Origin of the sequence: Xenorhabdus bovienii, assembly GCF_024721015.1 — a bacterium.
GTDB classification, from domain to species: Bacteria; Pseudomonadota; Gammaproteobacteria; order Enterobacterales; family Enterobacteriaceae; genus Xenorhabdus; species Xenorhabdus bovienii.
The window spans coordinates 1-21,907 of the sequence record NZ_JANAIF010000037.1; the positions used below are offsets into that span (position 1 = coordinate 1).

At 41.1% G+C, this 21,907-nt stretch carries 18 protein-coding genes; 6 read left to right on the forward strand and 12 right to left on the reverse strand.

The annotated features are described in order from the left end of the window. Positions 1-571: 571 nt before the first annotated feature. Positions 572-2,284, reverse strand: a complete 1,713-nt coding sequence (locus NXS07_RS11315) for a SulP family inorganic anion transporter (protein WP_038195227.1) — start codon at positions 2,282-2,284, stop codon at positions 572-574. Between the two features lie 224 nt (positions 2,285-2,508). Between NXS07_RS11315 and NXS07_RS11320 the strand changes: the two genes are divergently transcribed. Together NXS07_RS11320 and yciA are read left to right on the forward strand one after the other, a co-directional pair. Then, positions 2,509-3,045 carry a septation protein A gene (locus NXS07_RS11320; RefSeq protein ID WP_038218170.1) on the forward strand — a complete coding sequence of 179 codons (537 nt, stop codon included), beginning with the start codon at positions 2,509-2,511 and terminating at the stop codon, positions 3,043-3,045. Positions 3,046-3,115: 70 nt separating this feature from the next. Further along, complete coding sequence (yciA, locus tag NXS07_RS11325; protein WP_038195230.1) at positions 3,116-3,553, forward strand: acyl-CoA thioester hydrolase YciA; 438 nt, start codon at positions 3,116-3,118, stop codon at positions 3,551-3,553. A gap of 218 nt (positions 3,554-3,771) precedes the next feature. Here yciA and tonB read toward each other — a convergent pair whose 3' ends face one another. Together tonB and NXS07_RS11335 are read right to left on the reverse strand one after the other, a co-directional pair. Then, entirely contained in the window at positions 3,772-4,458 is a 687-nt protein-coding gene (gene tonB, locus NXS07_RS11330) for a TonB system transport protein TonB (RefSeq protein ID WP_238099555.1), read from the reverse strand. A 119-nt stretch (positions 4,459-4,577) separates the two neighbouring features. Continuing rightward, the gene (locus tag NXS07_RS11335; RefSeq protein WP_071826315.1) at positions 4,578-4,757 is read right to left on the reverse strand and encodes a YciY family protein; all 180 of its coding nucleotides are present in this window, start codon (positions 4,755-4,757) and stop codon (positions 4,578-4,580) included. A 319-nt stretch (positions 4,758-5,076) separates the two neighbouring features. On the opposite strand from NXS07_RS11335, the gene cls reads away from it, so the two are divergent. Both cls and NXS07_RS11345 read left to right on the forward strand, forming a co-directional pair. Next, positions 5,077-6,537 carry a cardiolipin synthase gene (gene cls / locus NXS07_RS11340; RefSeq protein ID WP_038195233.1) on the forward strand — a complete coding sequence of 487 codons (1,461 nt, stop codon included), beginning with the start codon at positions 5,077-5,079 and terminating at the stop codon, positions 6,535-6,537. 152 nt (positions 6,538-6,689) lie between these two features. Next, the gene (locus NXS07_RS11345; protein WP_038195234.1) at positions 6,690-7,043 is read left to right on the forward strand and encodes an HI1450 family dsDNA-mimic protein; all 354 of its coding nucleotides are present in this window, start codon (positions 6,690-6,692) and stop codon (positions 7,041-7,043) included. 94 nt (positions 7,044-7,137) lie between these two features. Here NXS07_RS11345 and oppF read toward each other — a convergent pair whose 3' ends face one another. The 7 genes from oppF to NXS07_RS11380 all read right to left on the reverse strand — a co-directional run bounded on the left by oppF (position 7,138) and on the right by NXS07_RS11380 (position 15,739). Further along, positions 7,138-8,139 carry a murein tripeptide/oligopeptide ABC transporter ATP binding protein OppF gene (gene oppF, locus NXS07_RS11350; RefSeq protein WP_038195236.1) on the reverse strand — a complete coding sequence of 334 codons (1,002 nt, stop codon included), beginning with the start codon at positions 8,137-8,139 and terminating at the stop codon, positions 7,138-7,140. Further along, positions 8,136-9,143, reverse strand: coding sequence for an ABC transporter ATP-binding protein (locus NXS07_RS11355; RefSeq protein WP_038188880.1), 1,008 nt, complete (start codon positions 9,141-9,143; stop codon positions 8,136-8,138). The genes oppF and NXS07_RS11355 overlap by 4 nt, the downstream gene beginning before the upstream one ends. Before the next feature lie 9 nt (positions 9,144-9,152). Further along, positions 9,153-10,061: an oligopeptide ABC transporter permease OppC gene (gene oppC / locus NXS07_RS11360; RefSeq protein WP_258086767.1), complete on the reverse strand. Its 909-nt coding sequence runs from the start codon at positions 10,059-10,061 to the stop codon at positions 9,153-9,155. A 14-nt stretch (positions 10,062-10,075) separates the two neighbouring features. Further along, positions 10,076-10,996: an oligopeptide ABC transporter permease OppB gene (gene oppB, locus NXS07_RS11365; protein ID WP_038188887.1), complete on the reverse strand. Its 921-nt coding sequence runs from the start codon at positions 10,994-10,996 to the stop codon at positions 10,076-10,078. Positions 10,997-11,078: 82 nt separating this feature from the next. Beyond that, positions 11,079-12,716, reverse strand: coding sequence for an oligopeptide ABC transporter substrate-binding protein OppA (gene oppA, locus NXS07_RS11370; RefSeq protein WP_038224726.1), 1,638 nt, complete (start codon positions 12,714-12,716; stop codon positions 11,079-11,081). Between the two features lie 124 nt (positions 12,717-12,840). Then, positions 12,841-14,484, reverse strand: a complete 1,644-nt coding sequence (locus tag NXS07_RS11375; protein ID WP_258086768.1) for an ABC transporter substrate-binding protein — start codon at positions 14,482-14,484, stop codon at positions 12,841-12,843. A 610-nt stretch (positions 14,485-15,094) separates the two neighbouring features. After that, a complete protein-coding gene (locus NXS07_RS11380) occupies positions 15,095-15,739 on the reverse strand; it encodes a YchE family NAAT transporter (protein ID WP_038195242.1) in 645 nt (214 codons plus the stop codon). A 496-nt stretch (positions 15,740-16,235) separates the two neighbouring features. Here NXS07_RS11380 and adhE point away from each other — a divergent pair, with 496 nt between their 5' ends. Then, positions 16,236-18,899, forward strand: coding sequence for a bifunctional acetaldehyde-CoA/alcohol dehydrogenase (adhE, locus tag NXS07_RS11385; protein ID WP_258086769.1), 2,664 nt, complete (start codon positions 16,236-16,238; stop codon positions 18,897-18,899). A 106-nt stretch (positions 18,900-19,005) separates the two neighbouring features. Here the strand turns inward: adhE and NXS07_RS11390 are convergent, their stop codons facing one another. Beyond that, positions 19,006-19,605 (reverse strand): thymidine kinase, encoded by a 600-nt coding sequence (locus NXS07_RS11390; protein WP_038208613.1) that lies wholly within the window; start codon positions 19,603-19,605, stop codon positions 19,006-19,008. Positions 19,606-20,252: 647 nt separating this feature from the next. Between NXS07_RS11390 and NXS07_RS11395 the strand changes: the two genes are divergently transcribed. Then, on the forward strand, positions 20,253-20,654 hold the full coding sequence (locus NXS07_RS11395; RefSeq protein ID WP_038188905.1) for an H-NS family histone-like protein: 402 nt from the start codon (positions 20,253-20,255) through the stop codon (positions 20,652-20,654). A 233-nt stretch (positions 20,655-20,887) separates the two neighbouring features. Here the strand turns inward: NXS07_RS11395 and NXS07_RS11400 are convergent, their stop codons facing one another. Beyond that, positions 20,888-21,904 carry an NAD-dependent epimerase gene (locus NXS07_RS11400; RefSeq protein WP_258086770.1) on the reverse strand — a complete coding sequence of 339 codons (1,017 nt, stop codon included), beginning with the start codon at positions 21,902-21,904 and terminating at the stop codon, positions 20,888-20,890. Positions 21,905-21,907 lie beyond the last annotated feature (3 nt).

The window sequence follows — 21,907 nt, forward strand, 5'->3', positions numbered from 1 at the left end:
AAATATAAATATAAATATAAATATAAATATAAATATAAATATAAATATTTTAGGAATTTTGAGATGAATTTAAAAACGAAAAATAAGACAATTTATTAGTAAATATATATGTCCAATCTCGAGTGTGATTACCCCTATTAGTAGTATTTTGATAGGAATTTCTTCATTATTTTTATTGCCTACTTTTATTTCTTAAATAATATTAGCTAATTTAATTTTATGTAAAAATATATTACCAATTGGTTGACAAAATAAATAATAACCTCATTCACCCTGATTATTAATAATAAGAAAATTAATGCAAATAACACTATAATGTAAAATAACGATAAATAAACAAAAAAAAGATAACCATATAATAAAACACTAAAAACAATTCATTTTATGATATTGTTTTATATATTCAAATAAGTTAAATAGAAAATAACTATATTAAACAGTAATCCTGTGCGAACGGAAGGTGTCAGTTTTCGTGTGAATAGCGCCATAAAAGCTCTGTGTTTGAAATGGGAACACAGAGCTTAGCTGATAATGGTGACCTTTTGCGACAACCTCTAAAGGGCGAGGTATCCTACGCACATTCTTCTTTTTTTTCTTCTACTTGCTGCTTACTTTGAATCAAACGAATGGCAAAATAGAGATCAGGTACGACAATCAAATCTTCATCACTACGACTAAGCCTGTTCTGCTTGATCCAGTAATTTAATTCTGTTCTGCGCCCCGCCAGTACTAAAGTCACATCCTTTTCTTTCAATTCCGTAATCAGCTCATCCAATACAGCGAAAACGCTTACATCATCATGAGTAAAACTAACCGCTGCATCTACCACCAGCCATGTAGGATATTTCGATGCTCTCTCTACATGCTGTAATACCCGTTTTTTGAAATACCCAACATTGAAGTAAGTTAAAGGCGAATTAAAGCGGTACATCATGATGCCATCCACTGACGCTATATCATTGCCTTGATTGATAGAGTGGATCATCCCTTGCTCATTCACCCCCAACAGTTGATCGGAGGGACGAAAAATGATGCGCAGAAATTGCAATAGACCAAGCAATACCGCAAAGCCAATACCATCAATCACACCAACCAGTAAAACGGCTACCAATGTGAAAATGGATAGCGTAAAAGCCCGGCGGTTACGTTTTCGATATGACCAGATATTTTTTAACCCCAACAATGACCATGTGGAGAAGATCAAAACAATACCCAGTGATGACAGAGGGATATACCCCAGAAATTCTGTCATAAACAGCAGTACCAATAATATAGTAATGGCAGCAATGACCGACACCATCTGTGTTTTACCACCAATAGCATCATTAACCGCAGTACGGCTACTGGCAGCACTAACAGCAAATCCCAGTGATAATGATGAGGCAATATTGGCAATGCCCAATGCCCGCAGTTCCAAATCCGCATCAACCTGGTAACCATTTTTACTGGCAAAGCTACGAGCCGTCATCATAAAGCTGACAAAGCTGATGACCGCAAGGTTAATGGAGGGAACAACCAAGTCACGCATAACACCAAGTTGAAATTCAGGCATTGGGACGATGGGCAAACCGCTCTCCATATTGCCAACGATCTGGATACCATATTGATTCAGCTCAAATTGCCAGCTCACATAGGTTGAAACGATCATCGCTATCAGTGGTGCTGGCCAACCTGGATGCAGAAAACGCACACCTAACAATATCAGTAAAGTCATCACTGACATGCCTACTGTTGGCCAGTGAGATTCTAATAATTTATGAGGAAGCGCAATTAACCGCTCAATTAATTCCGGAGGTAAACCCGAAAGTCCGAATACTTTAGCAAGCTGATCAGCCATGATGGTAATCGCCACGCCATTGATAAAGCCTTTTAAAATAGGGCGTGACAGAAAATCGGCAAATGCACCCAGTCGAAAATGGCTCGCTAAAATACACCAGAATCCGGTCATCAGTGTCATGATAATGGCAAGCTGCCAACGAACATGCTCATTTCCCAAGGCCAGTGGTGCAACTGCTGCGGCAATCACGGCGCATGTTGCGGCATCAGGCCCGACAATCAACTGACGGGACGTGCCAAATAAAGCGTAGGCAAACATCGGTAAGATACAGGCATACAGACCAATGATGGCGCTTATTCCCATTAACTCCGCATAAGCAATTGCAACGGGTAACGCAACCGCAGCAACTGAGAGGCCTGACCGTATATCATGACTAAAATACTCTTTGCGGTAATAACAAAAATTCTCCAACCCCGGCATCCAGCGATGTAATCTTTTCCACAACATGGTATTTAGTCCTTTCGTGAATGGAGCGCATTATAATGCGGTGTTAAATAAAAACTCACAACCCTGCTCGCGGCCTCTCAGTTCCTCTATTCGTTATGGTAAAATCAGATAAATAGGCTAAATATGTTTTTTCACCCGATAAATAAACCATTTCAGTCAGATCTGATACACTCTGGCACAAATTCAAGAACATGCCACCATCGGCACTACAGTGGATTCAATTTATGAAACAACTTTTAGACTTTTTGCCATTAGTCGTTTTTTTCATCGTCTACAAAATGTATGACATTTTTTATGCATCAGGAGCATTAATCGCAGCAACAGGATTGGCCGTTGTCATCACCTACCTGATTTACCGCAAAGTTGAGAAATCATCTTTGATCACTTTTATTGTGGTTGCTATCTTCGGCACACTGACACTGGTTTTTCACAGTGATTTATTCATTAAATGGAAAGTGACGGTAATTTATACTATTTTTGCCTTAGCACTGCTTATCAGCCAATGGTTTATGAAAAAAACATTGATTCAGAGGATGCTGGGTAAGGAACTGGAATTGCCGGACTTTATCTGGAAAAAATTGAACATAGCTTGGGCGATTTTCTTTATTGCCTGTGCACTGGCAAATATTTATGTCGCTTTCTGGCTACCTCAGGATGTTTGGGTAAATTTTAAAGTGTTCGGGTTAACGGCATTGACGCTGGTTTTTACTGTGTTGAGTGTGGTATATATCTACCGTCATCTACCTCGCGAACAAAAATAATGCTCCATATGGATACCTGCCGAAGCATTGGCAGGTATTGTTGTATTCACCAAATAAAGCAAGTTTTCTAATGACACAACAACAATGCTTACCAAACGGAGAATTGGTCCTCCGTACACTGGCCATGCCCGCTGATACCAATGCCAATGGGGATATTTTCGGTGGCTGGCTGATGTCTCAAATGGATATTGGCGGCGCAATTCTGGCAAAAGAGATTGCAGAGGGGCGCGTAGTGACTGTTAGCGTAGATGGCATCAGTTTTCTAAAACCAGTTGCGGTAGGTGATGTCGTCTGCTGTTATGCCCGTTGTCTAAAAACAGGAAATTCATCTATCACAATTCATATTGAAGTTTGGGTGAAAAAAGTGGCATCCGAACCGGTTGGGCAGCGTTATCGTGCAACAGATGCAGTTTTCACGTATGTAGCTGTTAATAAAGATAATACTTCACGACGTTTACCCGAAGGAAAAACTCAGTTCAAACTTGAAAGCAGTGATTCAAAACAATGATTCATTAGGAACGTGACCCCATAAACTAAAGGAGCGTATTTATTACGCTCCTTTTTATTTATAAAATAAATAATCCAGATAATAATACATTCTTACTTATTTCAACCCCCTCAGATAGGTATTAAGAAATAATTAAAATCTACTTGCTATAAAATATGATTTCTACATGTGCAGTCAGGGGACGCTTTGCGTCCCCTTGTTTTTGATGAAGATATTGATTAAGACTGTGAAATACCAGTAAGCTTAAATTCAATGGTTGTCACATACCCCGTTGCAGGCGCTTTTTCATAACGCCATTTTCTCATCGCTTGCTTCACTTCCCGCTCAAAGACGTTTTTAGGATCGGCAGCAATAATTTCAATATTTTTAACCCTACCATCTTCGTCAATATCATATTTTACCTTAACCATTCCCTCTGTACCCAATTGCCACGCTCGGGATGGATAAACAGGCACCGATCTGCTTAATGCTTTTGGCCCATTCTGCACTTTAGGTTTGTCATTAAGGGCAGGATGGGTTGGTTTTAACTGATTATTCCGGTTATTCACCATTTGAGAAGCGTCAGAAACTGGTTTGACAGGTTGTTCCGATGTTTTCTCTACTTTTCTTTCCATCGGCTTAGGCTCCTTTTTAACAACCTTTTTCTCTTCCGGTTTTTTCTCAGGTTTAGGCAGAGCAACCTTAGCGATAGGTTCGGGTTCAGGCTCTGGTTCAGGTGGTTCAGGAATTGATTCAGGCATGGCAGGCTCCGAGACAGGGGCTTCTTCCGCTGCCAGTTGGATCATAGCAACAGATATGGGAGTCGCTTCTAGCTGTTTTTCGGGTTCAATAGCATGAAAGAGCGCCGCAGCAATAGAAACATGTAAACAAACAGAAAGTAATACCGGCCAGTGTATCCAACGCATAAGAGAATTCTTGATTAGCAGCATGATAGTCAGTTTTCGGATAGCTACTAGTTTAAATGCAAATGACTATCATATTCAATCATGATTCAAAAACATCTGTATCATGCCACACATTATAGTTAGAGACACTCCCCGCTCTGCACAAACAGAATCGACCTGCGACGCCTGTCACCATTGGTCTTGCGCAACGAATAGATGTGTAAATTGCGACGTGATTGCCCCTCTAACCAGCGACGACGGCGACGGATGTTTTGGCGAATCATTCGCCATCGCCCTACTTCATTCCTGCTATGTTTCATAAAATGTCTCGATTTAACCCTCTCATTCAGCTGAGTGCAGTATTCTTAATCCCCACTGCCAGTAATGTCAACCAATGGAAGGTTTAACACAACGCTGTATTGAATCTAAGTCATTAGTTAATAGATATATAATTGATTCATGATTTAACTGAATCAAATTACATAATACCTGTGAGACTACATCAGGTATGATATTGGTAATGTTTTGATTATTCTCTGCTAAGTTGACTACATTTAGCTGATGGTTTGTTAGGGTTTCCATGAAATGGCGACAAAAAATAGTATGAAATACTTAAATAAACAGGATTGATTGCCACGTATGACAACCTTTTATTCAGTACTGAACTGGCTGGCTATTTTCTTATACTGGTTGATTATTGCCGGTATCACAATTCGTGTTTTAATGAAACGTCGGCCTGTAACATCAGCAATGACTTGGGTACTTATCATTTATATCCTTCCTTTGGTTGGAATTGTCGCTTATCTGTCATTTGGCGAATTGTATCTAGGCAAACGCAGAGTCGAACAAGCCAAACAAATGCGTTCATCTGTCGCTAAATGGCTCTCTGAATTAAGAAAATCCCCCCATATTTTTGCCCATGAAAATAGCAAAGTAGCTGAACCGCTATTCCAATTATGCGAGCGGCGCCAGAGGATCAAAGGAGTCAGGGGCAATAAAATGCAACTGATGACTTCTTATGATCATTCTCTGAAATCCATCGTTAATGATATTGAAAAAGCCAACCATAATATCGAAATGGTATTTTATATATGGCAGGCAGGCGGGTTAGTTGATCAGGTTACTGATGCCTTGATGCGTGCCGCTAAACGCGGTGTCAAATGTCGTATCATGGTAGATTCCGCCGGAAGCTGGCAATTTTTCCGCAGCCCATATCCTGACATCATGCGCAAGGCGGGTATTGAATTTGTCGAATCACTAAAGGTTAATATCTTCCGTCTGTTCTTACGCCGCATGGATTTACGTCAACATAGAAAAATTATTCTTATCGATAATCATATTTCATACACTGGCAGCATGAATATGGTTGACCCGCGCTTTTTCAAACAAGATGCAGGATTCGGCCAATGGGTCGATATCATGGTAAGAATGGAAGGCCCGGTCACAACGACCCTAGGGATTATCTATGCTTTCGACTGGGAAATGGAAACAGGTCAGCGCCATCTTCCGTCACCGCCTGACAGCACTATTATGCCTTTCGAGCAAGCCAGTGGACATACAGCTCAGGTTATTGCTTCTGGACCAGGGTTTCCTGATGAATTGATCCAGCAGTCCTTAATGACAGCTATCTTTTCAGCCAGAGAACAACTTATTCTTACCACGCCTTACTTTGTACCCAGTGATGATTTAATGCACGCAATTTGTACCGCTGCCATGCGCGGCGTTGATGTCAGCATTATTCTTCCAAGCCAGAACAATTCATTTCTCGTTCGCTGGGCAAGCCGGGCATTTTTTATGGAATTGCTAGAAGCTGGCGTAAAAATTTATCAGTTTGAAGATGGTTTGTTACATACTAAAAGCGTTTTGGTGGATGGACAACTCAGCATGGTAGGCTCTGTTAATCTGGATATGCGTAGCCTGTGGCTAAATTTTGAAATCACGGTTGTGATTGATGATAAGCACTTCGGCAATGATTTAACATTCGTCCAGCAGGGCTATATTGCTCGCTCGACTCTGCTTGATAATGAGGAATGGGCGAAACGCCCGCTCTGGCACCGTATTCTTGAACGTATCTGTTATTTTTTCAGCCCACTTTTGTAACATTTTGCCTAAAAGAATATTTCCATTATCATCAATCAATATTTTCCACAGCCCCATTAGCATCATTGGGGCTGTGATTAGTAGTAAGGGTATTCAATCACTACAGATCATGTTTTAATTTCTCTTTGTTATTAATTTCGGACAATACCATCATGGAAAATAAACCAACACATTCTCTCCAATTAGATTTCAATAATCGAATGACTGAGGATGAAACGCTTGAAAAAGCCTACGATATCTTTCTGGAACAAGCGATCACCAATCTCGATCCGGCAGATAGTCTATTGTTTAATTTACAATTTGAAGAACGAGGCGGCGCTGAATTATTAGAACCCTCAGCGATATGGCTTGAACATGTTGATTTTGATTTACATCCTGATTTTTTTGCAGAAGTTATTATTGGCTTGGCAGAATCTGACGATGCTGAAATTGATGATATCTTTGCACGAGTGTTAATCTGTCGGGAAAAATCTCACCCAATCTGCCAGATCTTATGGAAAAAATAAGTCACCTGAACCGTCCTTGCCTATAAATAAGCCCTCCACAACGAGGGCTTAGAAGATATACTCGTGACAGTGTCACACTAAACATACACTAAAGCTATAGCGGATCAACCTTAAGACAAGACACGGCATGTTTGAAGCTGCCTTCAAGCAATGGACGTGTTTTGGCACATTCTGCATCAGCCATTGGGCAACGGGTTCGAAATACACAACCAGATGGTGGATCAATAGGCGAAGGCAGCTCTCCCTCCAGCAATTCGATGCGTTTATTTCGCTCTTTGTCTGGATCAGGAATGGGAACGGCTGACATTAAGGCGCGGGTATAAGGATGTAACGGATTATGATAAACCTCATCATAAGTACCCAACTCCACTGCATTCCCCAAATACATCACTAATACGCGGTCTGAAATATGTTTCACTATCGACAGATCGTGAGCAATAAATATCAGGGAAAGCCCCATTTCCCGCTGTAATTCCTGCAATAGATTCACAACCTGTGCCTGAATGGAAACATCCAACGCAGAAACCGGCTCATCACAGATAACCAGTTTAGGCTCTAGAATCAGCGCACGGGCAATCCCAATACGCTGGCATTGCCCCCCTGAAAACTCATGGGGATAGCGGTTAATCAGGTTAGGCAACAACCCTACCCGCATCATCATATTTTTGACTTTTTCTTTTATTTCCCCAGATTTCATTTTGGGGTGATAGGTTCTGAGCGGTTCAGCAATAATGTCACCAATCGTCATACGCGGATTAAGGGATGCCAGAGGATCTTGGAAAATCATCTGAATATCGTTACGAATATTCCGCCACTGATTGCCACTCATATCCAGCAGGTTTTGTCCAAGCCACGTTACCGTACCGCCAGAGGCTTTAACCAGCCCGATAACCGCTCTGGCAAGCGTCGATTTACCGCAGCCTGATTCACCCACTACGCCCAGCGTTTCTCCTTCGTACAATCTCAGTGTAACGCCATCGACTGCCTTCAGAGTTTTTGCTGGTTGCCAGAACCATTGTTTCCCGTCTTTAATGTCAAAATAAACTTTTAGGTCATCGACTTCCAACAGGACTCGTTTTTCAGCTGCTGCGTTCATACCAATTCCTCCTGAGGTTTAAAGCAGGCACGCAAGCGCCCAAGATCAAAATGTTCCAACTGTGGCTCTTCGTTGGCACAACGCTCAGTTGCAAATTGACAACGTGGCTGGAATGGACATCCTTTTGGCAGTCTCAGTAAGTTAGGTGGGTTGCCCTGAATAGTCGTCAATGATTCCTCATCGTCATCCAGTCGAGGAACAGCATCAAGCAACCCAATCGAATATGGATGGGTCGGGTGATAAAATATGTCACGCGCAGAACCATATTCCATGGTTCTGCCCGCATACATAACCAGTACTTTGTCACAAATACCTGCAACGACACCCAGGTCATGGGTAATCAGGATGATGGCAGTATTAAACTCTCTTTTCAGCTCGTTGAGTAGTGTCATGATCTGTGCCTGAACAGTGACATCCAGTGCTGTTGTCGGTTCATCCGCAATCAACAGTTTGGGCTGGCATAATAATGCCATTGCAATCATGACACGTTGACGCATACCACCGGAGAATTCATGCGGGTACATTTTCATCCGCTTACGCGCTTCTGGCATTTTGACAGCATCCAACATACGAATGGATTCTTCGACAGCTTCACTTTTACTGATGCGCTTATGCAACATCAAGACTTCAGTTAGCTGTTCACCCACTCGCATATAAGGATTAAGGGAAGTCATTGGATCTTGAAATATCATTGAGATCTCTTCCGCCCGCATTCGGTTTAGATCTTTTTCTTTCAGGTTGAGTATTTCTCTTCCATTAAAAGCAGCAGAACCACTCACAACACCATTACTGGCTAATAATCCCATCAGGGCAAAAGCAGTCTGTGATTTACCGGAGCCGGATTCTCCCACTATGCCCAGAGTTTCTCCTGCTTTTAAATCAAAGTTCAGTTTATTTACGGCTATCACACTGCCATCGGGTGTGCTGAACGCGACATTCAGATCTTTCACCGTTAATAGTGGCTCAGCACTTTTAGCATTTTTTGAAGCTTCTACGCTATTCATAGGCTCTCCTTAACGGTCTTTCGGGTCGAGGGCATCTCGCAGGCCGTCACCAATAAAGTTAAAACAAAACAGGGTCAGTACCAGAAAACCAGCCGGAAACAACAACAACCACGGGGCGACTTCCATTGAATTGGCACCATCGCTTAATAAGGCTCCCCAGCTACTGAGCGGCTCCTGCGTTCCCAATCCAAGGAAGCTCAGGAAGGATTCAAACAGGATCATGCTTGGCACCAGCAATGAGGCATAAACCACCACAACTCCCAATACATTCGGTACGATATGACGCAAAACGATATGACGGGTGGATACACCGCCCACTAATGCGGCTTCAATAAATTCCTTACGCTTGAGGCTTAATGTTTGACCACGGACGATACGCGCCATGTCCAACCATGACACCATGCCTATTGCCACGAAAATCAACAGGATGTTTTGCCCGAAGAAAGTCACCAGCAGGATCACGAAGAACATGAATGGGAAGGAGTTTAATATTTCCAGCAGGCGCATCATGATCATATCGACTTTACCGCCAAGATAGCCTGATGTCGCCCCATACAGCGTGCCGAATATCACAGCAATCAAAGCGGCTGCAATACCGACCATCAATGAAATACGCCCACCGATAGCGACACGAACCAGCAGATCACGCCCTGATGAGTCGGTGCCAAAATAGTGGCTAGATTCGGAATCAGGTGGCATCGTCATCATATTCCAATCCGTATCGTCGTAGACAAATTGAGACAACACTGGCGCAAAAATTACAAATAATGTGATGAGAAGCAGCACACACAAACTCGTAATCGCTGCCTTATTGTGGATAAAACGGCGTCGTGCGTCCTGCCACAAACTGCGGCCTTCAACTTCTAGTTGCTCAGAAAAATTTTCCAGAGCTTCGCTATTTCGTTTATTTAGTAACATTGCGTGCTCCAGTCTCAGTAACGAATTTTCGGATCAATGACGGCATACAGCACGTCAACAATGGCATTGAACAGAATAGTCAATCCTCCTACCAAAATCGTCAGGCTCAATACCAGTGAATAATCACGGTTTAAGGCGCCATTAACGAACAACTGACCCAGTCCCGGTAAGCCAAAGATGGTTTCTATGACCATTGAACCCGTAATGATGCCCACAAATGCAGGCCCCATATAAGAAATGACCGGCAATAAGGCAGGTTTCAGAGCATGACGGAAGATAATCGCTCGCAATGGTAGCCCCTTGGCTCGTGCCGTACGAATAAAGTTTGAATGCAGTATTTCTATCATGGAACCACGGGTAATACGGGAGATGCTAGCAATATAGGCAAGAGACAAAGCCACCATCGGCAGGATCATGTACTTCGGCGCACCACCATTCCAGCCGCCCCCCGGTAGCCACTTCAATATAATGGCAAAAATCAGTACCAATAAGGGAGCGACCACGAAGCTGGGGATCACCACCCCTGTCATGGCAAACCCCATCACCGTGTAATCCCATTTAGTATTCTGATTCAGTGCTGCGATAGTGCCTGCACTGACGCCCAATACAACAGCCATAATAAAAGCAGCAAATCCCAGTTTGGCAGAAACCGGCAATGCTTCTGCCACCAAATCGTTAACACTGTAATCTTTATATTTGAATGATGGGCCAAAATCCCCTTTTGAAAGCTGGATTAAGTAATTGAAGTATTGTTTATAGATAGGATCATTCAGATGATATTTCGCTTCGATATTTGCCATCACTTCTGGCGGTAATTTTCGTTCACCCGTAAATGGACTGCCTGGTGCCAACCGCATCATGAAAAATGAAATAGTAATTAGAATTAAAAGTGTCGGGATCGCCTCTAAACAGCGGCGTAAAATAAATTTAAACATTGCCCGTTCCTATTGTTTGACCAAACCATGGCCTTTAATAATTTTACAGTCGGGTAGCCTGAATCAGGCCACCCGACTGTTCCTAGTGTTTTATAATGTAAAAATCCTTGGTATGGATGTTATCCAATGGGTCTTTACCGGTATAACCCCCCACATAAGGTTTCACTAAACGGGTACTTACATAGTAATAAAGCGGAACAACGGCAGAATCTTTATCTATCAGAGCATTCGCTTGTTTGTAGATTTCTACTCGCTCTGCATCGGTCTTCACTTTTAATGCTTCTTTCATCAAAGCATCAAATGCTTCACTCTTGTAGTGAGCTGTATTGTTGCTGCTATAAGATAATTTAACATTCAGGAAAGTCGTGGGTTCGTTATAATCAGCGCACCAGCCTGCACGAGCGATGTCATAATTGCCTTGGTGGCGGGTATCAAGGAAAGTTTTCCATTCCTGATTCTCTAAAGAAACCTCAACACCGATATTTTTCTTCCAGATGGCGGCGGCCGCAATCGCCATTTTTTTATGCAAATCAGAAGTGTTATACAATAAACTGATTTTCAGAGGATTATCTTTGCTAAATCCCGCCTCTGCCAAGAGTTTTCTGGCTTCTTCATTACGTTGCTGCTGGTTTAATTTGGTGTACCAATCTGGTTTTTCATCTTTAAAATCGGCAATGTAAGGCGGGACCCAACCGTAAGCAGGCGTATCACCCTGATTTTTAACTTTGTTAGTAATCAGATCGCGATCCATACCCAATTTCAATGCAGTACGGACGCGAGGATCATTGAAGGGTGGTTTCTGGTTGTTAATTTCATAAAAGTAAGTGCACAAATAAGGATTAACACGTAACTGATCGGGAATTTCTTTTTTTAGTTTTTGGAATAGCTCGATCGGTAGATTGCTATAAGTCATGTCAATTTCACCGCTGCGATAGCGGTTGACATCAGTCACTTCAGACGAAATAGGCAGGAAGGTAACTTGGTTAATGATAGTATTTTTGTTATCCCAATATGTCGGGCTACGCTCGAAAACAAGGCGTTCATTGATGCTCCAGCTTTTCAGTTTATAAGCGCCATTACCTACGAAATTTTGCGGCTGAGTCCATCTGTCTCCATATTTTTCAACTGTTGCACGGTGCACTGGTGACATTGTCGAATGAATCAGTAGTCTGACCAGATAGGGAACAGGTTCGCTGAGTGTTACCTGAAAGGTATGGTCATCCAACGCCTTAACACCCAGTGACTCCGGCTTCTGTTTTCCCTTGATGACATCATCAACATTAATAATATGAGCATATTGGAGATAACTTGCGTAAGGCGATGCTGTATTTGGATCAGCCAGTCGGCGCCAGCTGTAAACAAAATCCTGCGCAGTAACCGGGTCACCATTCGACCACTTCGCATCTTTACGCAGATGGAATGTCCAAACCTTGAAATCCTGATTTTCCCAATGAGTCGCTACGCCGGGTAAAATTTCGCCATTAGGACCATTAATCACAATCCCTTCAAACAAATCACGAGCTATATTGGATTCTGGCACCCCTTCAATTTTATGAGGATCTAAAGATTGCGGCTCAGAGCCATTATTACGCACCAAAACTTGTTTTTCAGCCAACTGCACTCCCGCAGGAACCTGTGCAGCAAATGCCTGCCAACCCGTCATCATACCTAACGCTACCGTAATGCCAGCAGCTAACCTTTTCTTTGTTGTGTTTACCATATTATTATTACTCCAATTGATATCATCCGATTTTTAAAAGCCATATTCACTTTTTGGAATGGTTGTTTTCCGTATCCAAAAGGAACTATTTTGTTTGCAATAAGGCAATCCTTTGCAATAACGATCAGTCATTCGCTTTTTTAATATAGAGATTCTTAAAATCGATATAATCAAGGGGATCTTTCCCTGTCAGCCCCACCACCGTCGGGCGAATCAGACGCACACTGACACGGTAATAAACCGGTATCAGCCCTGAGTCCTTATCAAGCTGAGCTTCGGCCTGCTGATAAAATGCTTTACGTGCTGCTTCATCTTTCGCGGCCAGAGCCTGACTAAGATAGTTATCAAAGGCAGCGCTTTGATAGAAGCCTGTATTGTTACTGCTATCGGACAACAAAGTATTTAGGAAGGAAGAAGGTTCGTTATAATCACCGCACCATGTTGCCCTTGCCACATCATAATTTCCTTGATGGCGGCTCTCCAGTGAGGTTTTCCATTCTTGATTCTGCAACGTCACTTGTGCACCAATGTTCTTCTGCCACATTGATGCTGCGGCAATGGCTTGTTGTTTGTTTTGATCTGACGTGTTGTACAATAAAGTGAATTTGAGAGGATTACGGGCATCAAAACCCGCTTCTTTCAATAGATCCTTTGCCCGTTGGTTACGTTGTTCCTGCGTCCAGTTTGCCCATTCTGGGTTGGTAGTAAAGCCACCATCACCAATGTAAGTAGGGGTGAAGCCATAAGCCGGAATCTGCCCCTGCCCCATAATCCTTTCAGCGATAATATTTCTATCAAGGCTCAATTTAATCGCTTCACGCACCCGTTTATCTTTAAACAGTGGATTTTTGTTATTAATTTCATAGTAAAACGTGCACAGGAAAGGTGAAACGTGTAGTTGGTCTGGAATATCCCGCTTCATTTTCTGGTACAGATAAGGCGTAATAGCACCATTGGTAATGTCTATTTCACCACTGCGGTAACGGTTAATATCACTGACTTCTGAGACGATAGGCAGGAAAGTGCCTTTTTCAATGATGGTTTCTTTATTATTCCAATATTGCGAGTTACGTGTTAAGACAATGTGTTCGTTGACAACCCAATCTTTCAGTACATAAGCCCCATTGCCAATATAATTTTCTGGTAACGTCCATTTTTTATCGAATGCCTCAACCACATCTTGCCTGACGGGTTTCATTGCTGTGTGGCTCAACATATCGACCAGATAGGGAACCGGATGGCTGAGAGTCACTTGAAGACGGTGATCATCCAGCGCTTTGACGCCCAATTGATCAGGCGATTTTTTCCCTTTTAAGATATCCTCAGCATTCTGGACATAAGTATATTGCAGATAACTGGTATAAGGTGACCCCACTTTAGGATCAGCAAGGCGACGCCAGCTATAGACAAAATCATGGGCTGTGACTGGCTTGCCATCACTCCATTTGGCATTGTCACGTAAATAAAACGTCCAGACCTTATAATCTTGATTTTCCCACTTTTCTGCTACCCCGGGTACAGTCTCACCATCAGGCCCTGTCGTAACCAATCCTTCCAGTATATTGCGAATAATTGCCGTCTCAGGTGCACCCTCGACCTTATGAGGATCAAGTGAAGCGACTTCAACGCCATTATTAACGGTCACTTCCTGCTTTTCAGCCAATGCCACTCCTGCAGGAACAGTTGCAGCCATCCCCTGTGCTACAGGAAACGATAATAAAGCAATAGTCGATATTAACTGACCCAACTTTGATGGTGTTTTCCTCATTTTTCGCTCCAAGTTATCAACAGCAAATTAATTGTTTTTTAATTGAGCAACCCTATCATCTTACTCATTTTGTTAATAAATAGTAATTCGTCTATTAAAAATCTATATTCGCATAATAATTGTTATAATATTTTTATAAATGGTTTATTAAATAGTTAAAGTAACTCGCCATTTTTGTGCAAAATACATTCACGAGACAAATACAACCACTTGATAATCATTGATTTTATTTTTACTTTTATCATCTTGGATTCACACAATTCCACCAAAAAGAAAATAAACATTATTTTAACAAAATGCAATCATCACAGAGTAAAAACCCACATCCATCACAAAACAGTGAATCAATAAAGCTGTTAATGGAATAATGGAAAGAAAATAGTGTGGAAAATTACAGGATAACTTTGCAGTAGTAGCAGATAAGAAAGGAATAAAATATAAATAATTGTTTTTAAAAAATGATACAGGAACGACGTTATTGATTAATCATATTTCTCATTGGTTGTTTATTAGCTCATTTTTAGTTAATTCATTCCCTATTTCAGTAAAAATTTCTCTTTTTTATATTAACTTTCTAAATCAATACAAACGTTACCATTACCTGTGCATATCACAGTAATCCAGGAAACACGGCTTTTGTTCCTGTCACAATAAACTCAATTCCCAGCGACATTAACAATAGTCCCATAATTCGGGTAATAACATTAATACCTGTTTGCCCCAAAAATTTGACCAATAAAGTCGCTGAACGAAATAATAACCAGCAACAAAAAGTGAATAGCAGGCAGGTTAATGCAAGCCCCAAATAATTTTGCCATCCTTGATAACGTGCACTCCATACAATACAAGAGCTGATAGCTCCCGGCCCTGCCATAAGAGGCAATGCCAATGGAACAACCGCAATACTGACCCTAACCGCTGTTTCTGATTTTTCCTGCTTATTTTGTTTATCCTCTCCCAGTTTGCCACTAATCATTGACATCGCAATTGTCACTATCAACACCCCACCTGCGATACGAAATGAATCGATAGAAATGCCAAACATGTGCAGGATAGAGTCACCTATCAGTAATGAGATACACAAAATAATGGCAACAGACAAATTTGCGATAAGGTTTGTTTTATTGCGCCCCGCTGGTGTCTGATAATTCGTCATACTAATGAAGACAGGTAAAATTCCGATGGGGTTCACCAAGGCAAACAACCCCATAAAAAATTTAATATACCCAGAAAACCCCAGCAATGATTCGCTCACACATAACCTCTCTGTATATAAATAAACAAAACTTTTAACAACACTTAAGAAAATACCGTAAAAAAAATATTTTTTCGTTACGTTAAATCAATAAACCCAGCGTTCTGATTCAATCAAAGCAACGTTCTCCATAAGACATACTATAAAGATTTAGTTAATCAATTGTGCCATTAAAGTTAAATAGATATTTAAATTCACACTTATACATCAATTGATAATTATTCTCATAAAGGTATAAAGCCGAATGGAATCAGCTAATGTTTTAGTGATCTAAATCACTAAAAAAAAGCCAGCAAGTGATAAGCTGTGCTCAACATTAAATATCAGGCAAGGTGCATAATTAATATATCAACTCATTAATTTAGATAATTTTTTAAGGTAATTAGCGGTGTTCATGATTGAATTTCGAACGATGAATCTCGCTATATTGTTTAATAAATGAATAATCTCACAGCTAATTTCCTTAAAAAATTTAACGTTTATCAGGAGTAATTTTATGGCTATAACTCAGATTGCCGAACTCAATGAATTAGTTGCTCGTGTAAAAAAAGCCCAGAGAGAATTTGCCCATTTTTCCCAAGAACAAATTGACCGAATTTTCCGTGCAGCTGCTCTCGCGGCAGCAGATGCCCGTATTCCATTGGCAAAATTAGCCGTAGCTGAATCTGGTATGGGTATTGTGGAAGATAAAGTGATCAAAAATCACTTCGCTTCTGAATATATTTATAACGCCTATAAAGATGATAAAACCTGTGGGATTTTATCTGAAGATAATACTTTCGGTACGATAACCATCGCTGAACCTATTGGCTTGATTTGCGGTATTGTTCCAACCACAAATCCAACATCAACCGCGATTTTCAAAGCACTTATCAGCCTGAAAACCCGTAATGGTATTATTTTTTCGCCCCATCCACGCGCCAAAAAAGCAACCAATAGGGCAGCAGAAATCGTTCTTCAAGCGGCTGTTGCAGCCGGTGCACCAAAAAATATCATCGGTTGGATAAATGAACCTTCTGTTGAGCTATCCCATGCTTTAATGCATCACCCTGATATTAATCTTATTTTGGCAACGGGTGGGCCCGGCATGGTAAAAGCAGCCTATAGCTCAGGCAAGCCCGCAATTGGTGTTGGTGCGGGTAATACGCCAGTCGTGATCGATGAATCTGCGGATATCAAACGTGCCGTAGCATCGATCCTGATGTCCAAAACTTTCGATAACGGCGTCATTTGTGCTTCTGAGCAATCTGTGATTGTCGTCGATAGCGTTTATGATCAAGTCCGTAAACGTTTCTCGACCCACGGTGGTTATCTCCTGCAAGGAGAGGAGCTTAAAGCCGTTCAAGATATCATTTTGAAAAATGGCAGTTTGAATGCCGCCATTGTCGGCCAACCTGCAACCAAGATTGCTGAAATGGCAGGTGTCTGCGTTCCGGAAGAAACTAAAATTCTTATCGGTGAAGTCACTCTAGTGGACGAAACAGAACCTTTTGCCCATGAAAAACTTTCGCCACTGCTTGCTATGTACCGTGGTAAAAACTTTGAAGATGCCGTTGAAAAAGCAGAAAAACTGGTTGAAATGGGTGGCATTGGTCACACCTCCTCTCTCTATACTGATCAGGATAATCAATCCGAACGTATCAAATATTTCGGCGACAAGATGAAGACTGCCCGCATTCTGATAAATACACCGGCATCTCAGGGTGGAATCGGCGATCTTTACAATTTCAAACTCTCCCCTTCTCTAACACTGGGTTGTGGCTCTTGGGGAGGAAACTCTATTTCCGAAAACGTGGGGCCAAAACACCTGATCAATACGAAAACTGTCGCCAAAAGAGCCGAGAATATGTTGTGGCATAAACTTCCCAAATCAATCTATTTTCGCCGTGGCTCCCTGCCCGTAGCACTGGAAGAAGTTGCTACAGATGGCGCAAAACGTGCCTTCATCGTGACAGACCGTTTCTTATTTAATAACGGCTACACCGATCAGGTTATCAATGTATTTAAATCTCACGGAATAGAAACCGAAGTTTTCTTCGAGGTTGAAGCCGATCCTACTTTAAGCATCGTCCGCAAGGGCGCCGAACAAATGCATCTGTTTAAACCTGATGTCATCATTGCCCTCGGAGGGGGTTCACCTATGGATGCAGCCAAAATTATGTGGGTTATGTATGAGCATCCAGAAACTCACTTTGAAGAATTGGCACTGCGTTTTATGGATATCCGCAAACGCATCTATAAATTCCCCAAAATGGGCGTGAAAGCAAAAATGGTAGCTATTACAACCACCTCTGGAACAGGTTCAGAAGTAACACCTTTTGCGGTTGTTACCGATGATATCACTGGACAGAAATATCCATTGGCAGACTATGCATTAACACCTGATATGGCGATTGTCGATGCAAACCTTGTCATGAATATGCCAAAGTCACTGTGTGCCTTTGGTGGATTGGATGCCGTTACCCATGCACTCGAAGCTTATGTTTCTGTCTTGGCTAATGAATATTCTGATGGTCAAGCATTGCAAGCGCTGAAGCTACTGAAGGATTTTCTGCCTGCCAGTTACCATGAAGGCGCTAAAAATCCAGTTGCCCGCGAACGCGTCCATAATGCGGCAACCATTGCCGGAATTGCCTTTGCCAATGCTTTTCTGGGGGTCTGCCATTCCATGGCTCATAAACTGGGTTCTGAGTTCCATATCCCACATGGATTGGCGAATGCGTTGTTGATCTGTAACGTTATTCGCTACAACGCTAACGACAACCCAACAAAACAAACTGCATTCAGCCAATATGACCGTCCACAGGCACGACGCCGCTATGCTGAAATTGCAGAGCATCTGGGGTTGACGGCATCAGAGGATCGCACTGCCGCCAAGATTGAAAAATTACTGGCTTGGCTGGAAGAGCTAAAATCTCAGTTAGGTATTCCAGTGTCAATTCATGAAACAGGTATTCAGGAAGCCGATTTCCTGGCGAAAATCGATAAACTTGCGGAAGACGCTTTTGATGATCAATGCACAGGCGCCAATCCGCGTTATCCATTAATTTCTGAGTTGAAGCAATTGATGCTAGACTCTTTCTATGGCCGTAAATTCACAGAATATGCCATATCTCAGCAGGCAGAAAAATCAAAAAGAAAAAATAATAAGAAACAGTAATAAATAATGATGTGATGTAATTTAAAAGGTTCAGAGACCATCCCCTGCACCTTTTTATTATTTCATTTTCTGGCTTCATGATAATGCAAACATAAAGACGCCAGGTTCATGGAACTTTTTTTGTCTGAGCTTCACGAATAACGTCCATATAGTGCCTACGACACACGGAGACGTATTTTTCATTGCCTCCAATATCAACCTGTGCACCATCATAAACAACGTTTCCGTCGCTGCCAAAACGCAGTACACGACTGGCTTTTCTTCCACAATGGCAAATGGTTTTCAATTCAACCAATTTATCTGACCAAGCGAGAAGATATTGGCTTCCACTGAATAATTCACCTTGGAAATCTGTTCGTAACCCGTAACAAAGGACGGGGATATCGTCATAATCAACGATTTCACATAGTTGTTCGACGTGTTTTTTCGTTAAAAACTGACATTCATCAATCAAGACACAATGGACTTTTTCCACCTCGTTTTCACGTCTGATAAGTTCAGCGATATTTGTCTCCGATGAAAATAATAAGGCATCAGCAGATAGACCAATACGGGAGCTGACCCGTCCTTTACCAAATCGTGTATCGATTTCTGCTGTAAAAATCAGCGTTCTCATTCCTCTTTCGTTATAGTTATAGGAAGATTGCAATAAAGAAGTTGATTTTCCTGCATTCATGGCAGAATGATAAAAATAAAGTTGAGCCATTGGCCCGTCCATCCTCTTGTCAAATTTAATCAGGTGATAAATCTTTGCAAGTTTACCACAAATTCCGCCTGAAATTATCCCCTGTTATTGACGAATTCAACGTAGCAGAAAGAAATTAGAACAAATAAGAAAAGATTATTTTCATGATAATCATCACATTTGTGTATATAAAATCAACTCCATAAGCGCATTCGGCATGATAAACGAACGAAATTAACATCAAAAAGAAATAGTTATTTTTCTTTCCATTCTTTGCATATTAATAATCAAAGTGGTTTACTTTTGTTCAATTCAATCACTATAATCATAACTAATGGATTACCCATAAAAAAACTTTCATCTCATCCTTGTTTTTTACCTTATTTTGAGAAGAACAGTTAACATTCCTTACGGATTGACTATAAATTAGTTTTATACGTAGAAATTTATCTCCCTCTCAGCTTTGTAGTAATCTACCTCAAACGGTTATTGAGAAATGATAAACCCAATAGCAGGATTAAAACGCAATATATCGATTGCTAAAAGAATTGCGTTTTAAAATGATATGTTTTAGCCTGAGAAAGTAAATTCACTATTGCAGAAAATAAAATAGCATTCTATTATTATCCGTACATCAGCCATCATCATTATAATTTGAGACCAGGACAATGAGCGAAAATTTAAAATCCTTAAATAACATCCGTACCTTGCGCGCACAAGCAAGAGAATGTGAACTTACTACCTTAGAAGAAATGTTGGAAAAACTAACGATTGTTGTTGAAGAACGTCGTGACGAAGACAGCCAAGCTCGCGCACAAATAGAAGAGCGCAGCCGTAAGCTTCAAGAATACCGTGAAATGCTGGAGAAAGACGGCATTGAATTAAGCGATTTAGTAGATGCTTTAAGCGGTAAAGCCACTAGCAAATCTAAGCGTGCTACACGTCCAGCCAAATTTTCATACATTGACGAAGGTGAAACTAAAACTTGGACTGGCCAAGGCCGTACACCAGCTGTAATCAAAAAAGCAATTGATGAAGAAGGCAAAAAGCTGGAAGATTTCTTGATTTAATCAGTTGTTTTGTAAACTTAATAACAAAAATACCCTATCAAGGGTATTTTTGTTTTATGATTAATATATCTAACTAAGTTATTTATTGGCTGATGTAAGGGTACAGAGGGTTATATTAACGGCCAAATCGCCTGCATATTCACGATGTGCTAAAAACAAATTTAACACTAACTTAGTTTTTTATTAACATAGAATTATAAAAAAGGAGCGAACCGCTCCTTTTTACTGCCTTGTCATTGTTCCGATTTCTGGTAAAAATCCAAATACCAATCGACAAACCGTTTCACCCCTTCCTTCACTGGGGTATCAGGTGAAAAGCCAATCTTATCATAAAGTGTGCTGGAGTCCGCACAAGTTGATAACACATCGCCATCCTGAATTTCCATAAAGTTCTTCTTGGCGTTAATCCCTAATGACGCTTCAATAGCTTCAATAAAATCACCCAATTTTGTCGGCTGACCGTTACCAATATTGTAAATACGATACGGAGCAGAACTGGAAGATATCGCCCCATCTTCAACTGACCAGTCTTTATTAGGAGTAGGAATGATATCTTGCAATCTGATTATAGATTCGACAATATCATCAATATATGTGAAATCCCTCACCATATTACCATGATTATAAACATCAATTGACCGGCCCTCTAACATGGCTTTAGTGAACTTAAATAAAGCCATATCAGGGCGTCCCCACGGCCCGTATACGGTAAAAAACCGCAATCCCGTTGTTGGTAGTTGATAGAGATGCGAATAGCTGTGAGACATTAACTCATCAGCTTTTTTCGTCGCCGCATATAAAGAAACAGGATGATCAACCGAATCATTGGTGGAAAACGGTTGCTTTTTATTTAATCCATACACTGAACTTGAAGATGCATATAATAAGTGTTCAACACGATTATGACGACATCCTTCAAGAATATTGATATGACCAATGATATTGGCGTCAATATATGCCATTGGGTTTTGTATTGAATAACGAACACCCGGCTGAGCGCCCAAATGGATGACTCGCTGAAATTGGTGTTTAGCAAACAATTCCGGGATTGCAATTCTGTCGGCCAGATCCAATTTTTCAAATTGAAAACTCGGATGAGGGAGTAATAAATTTAATCTCGCCTGCTTCAAATTAACATCATAATAATCATTGATGTTATCGATACCGACAACTTCATGCCCCATACCCAATAATCGCTGGCTAACATGAAAACCAATAAAACCAGCAGAACCTGTCACTAAAAATTTCATATC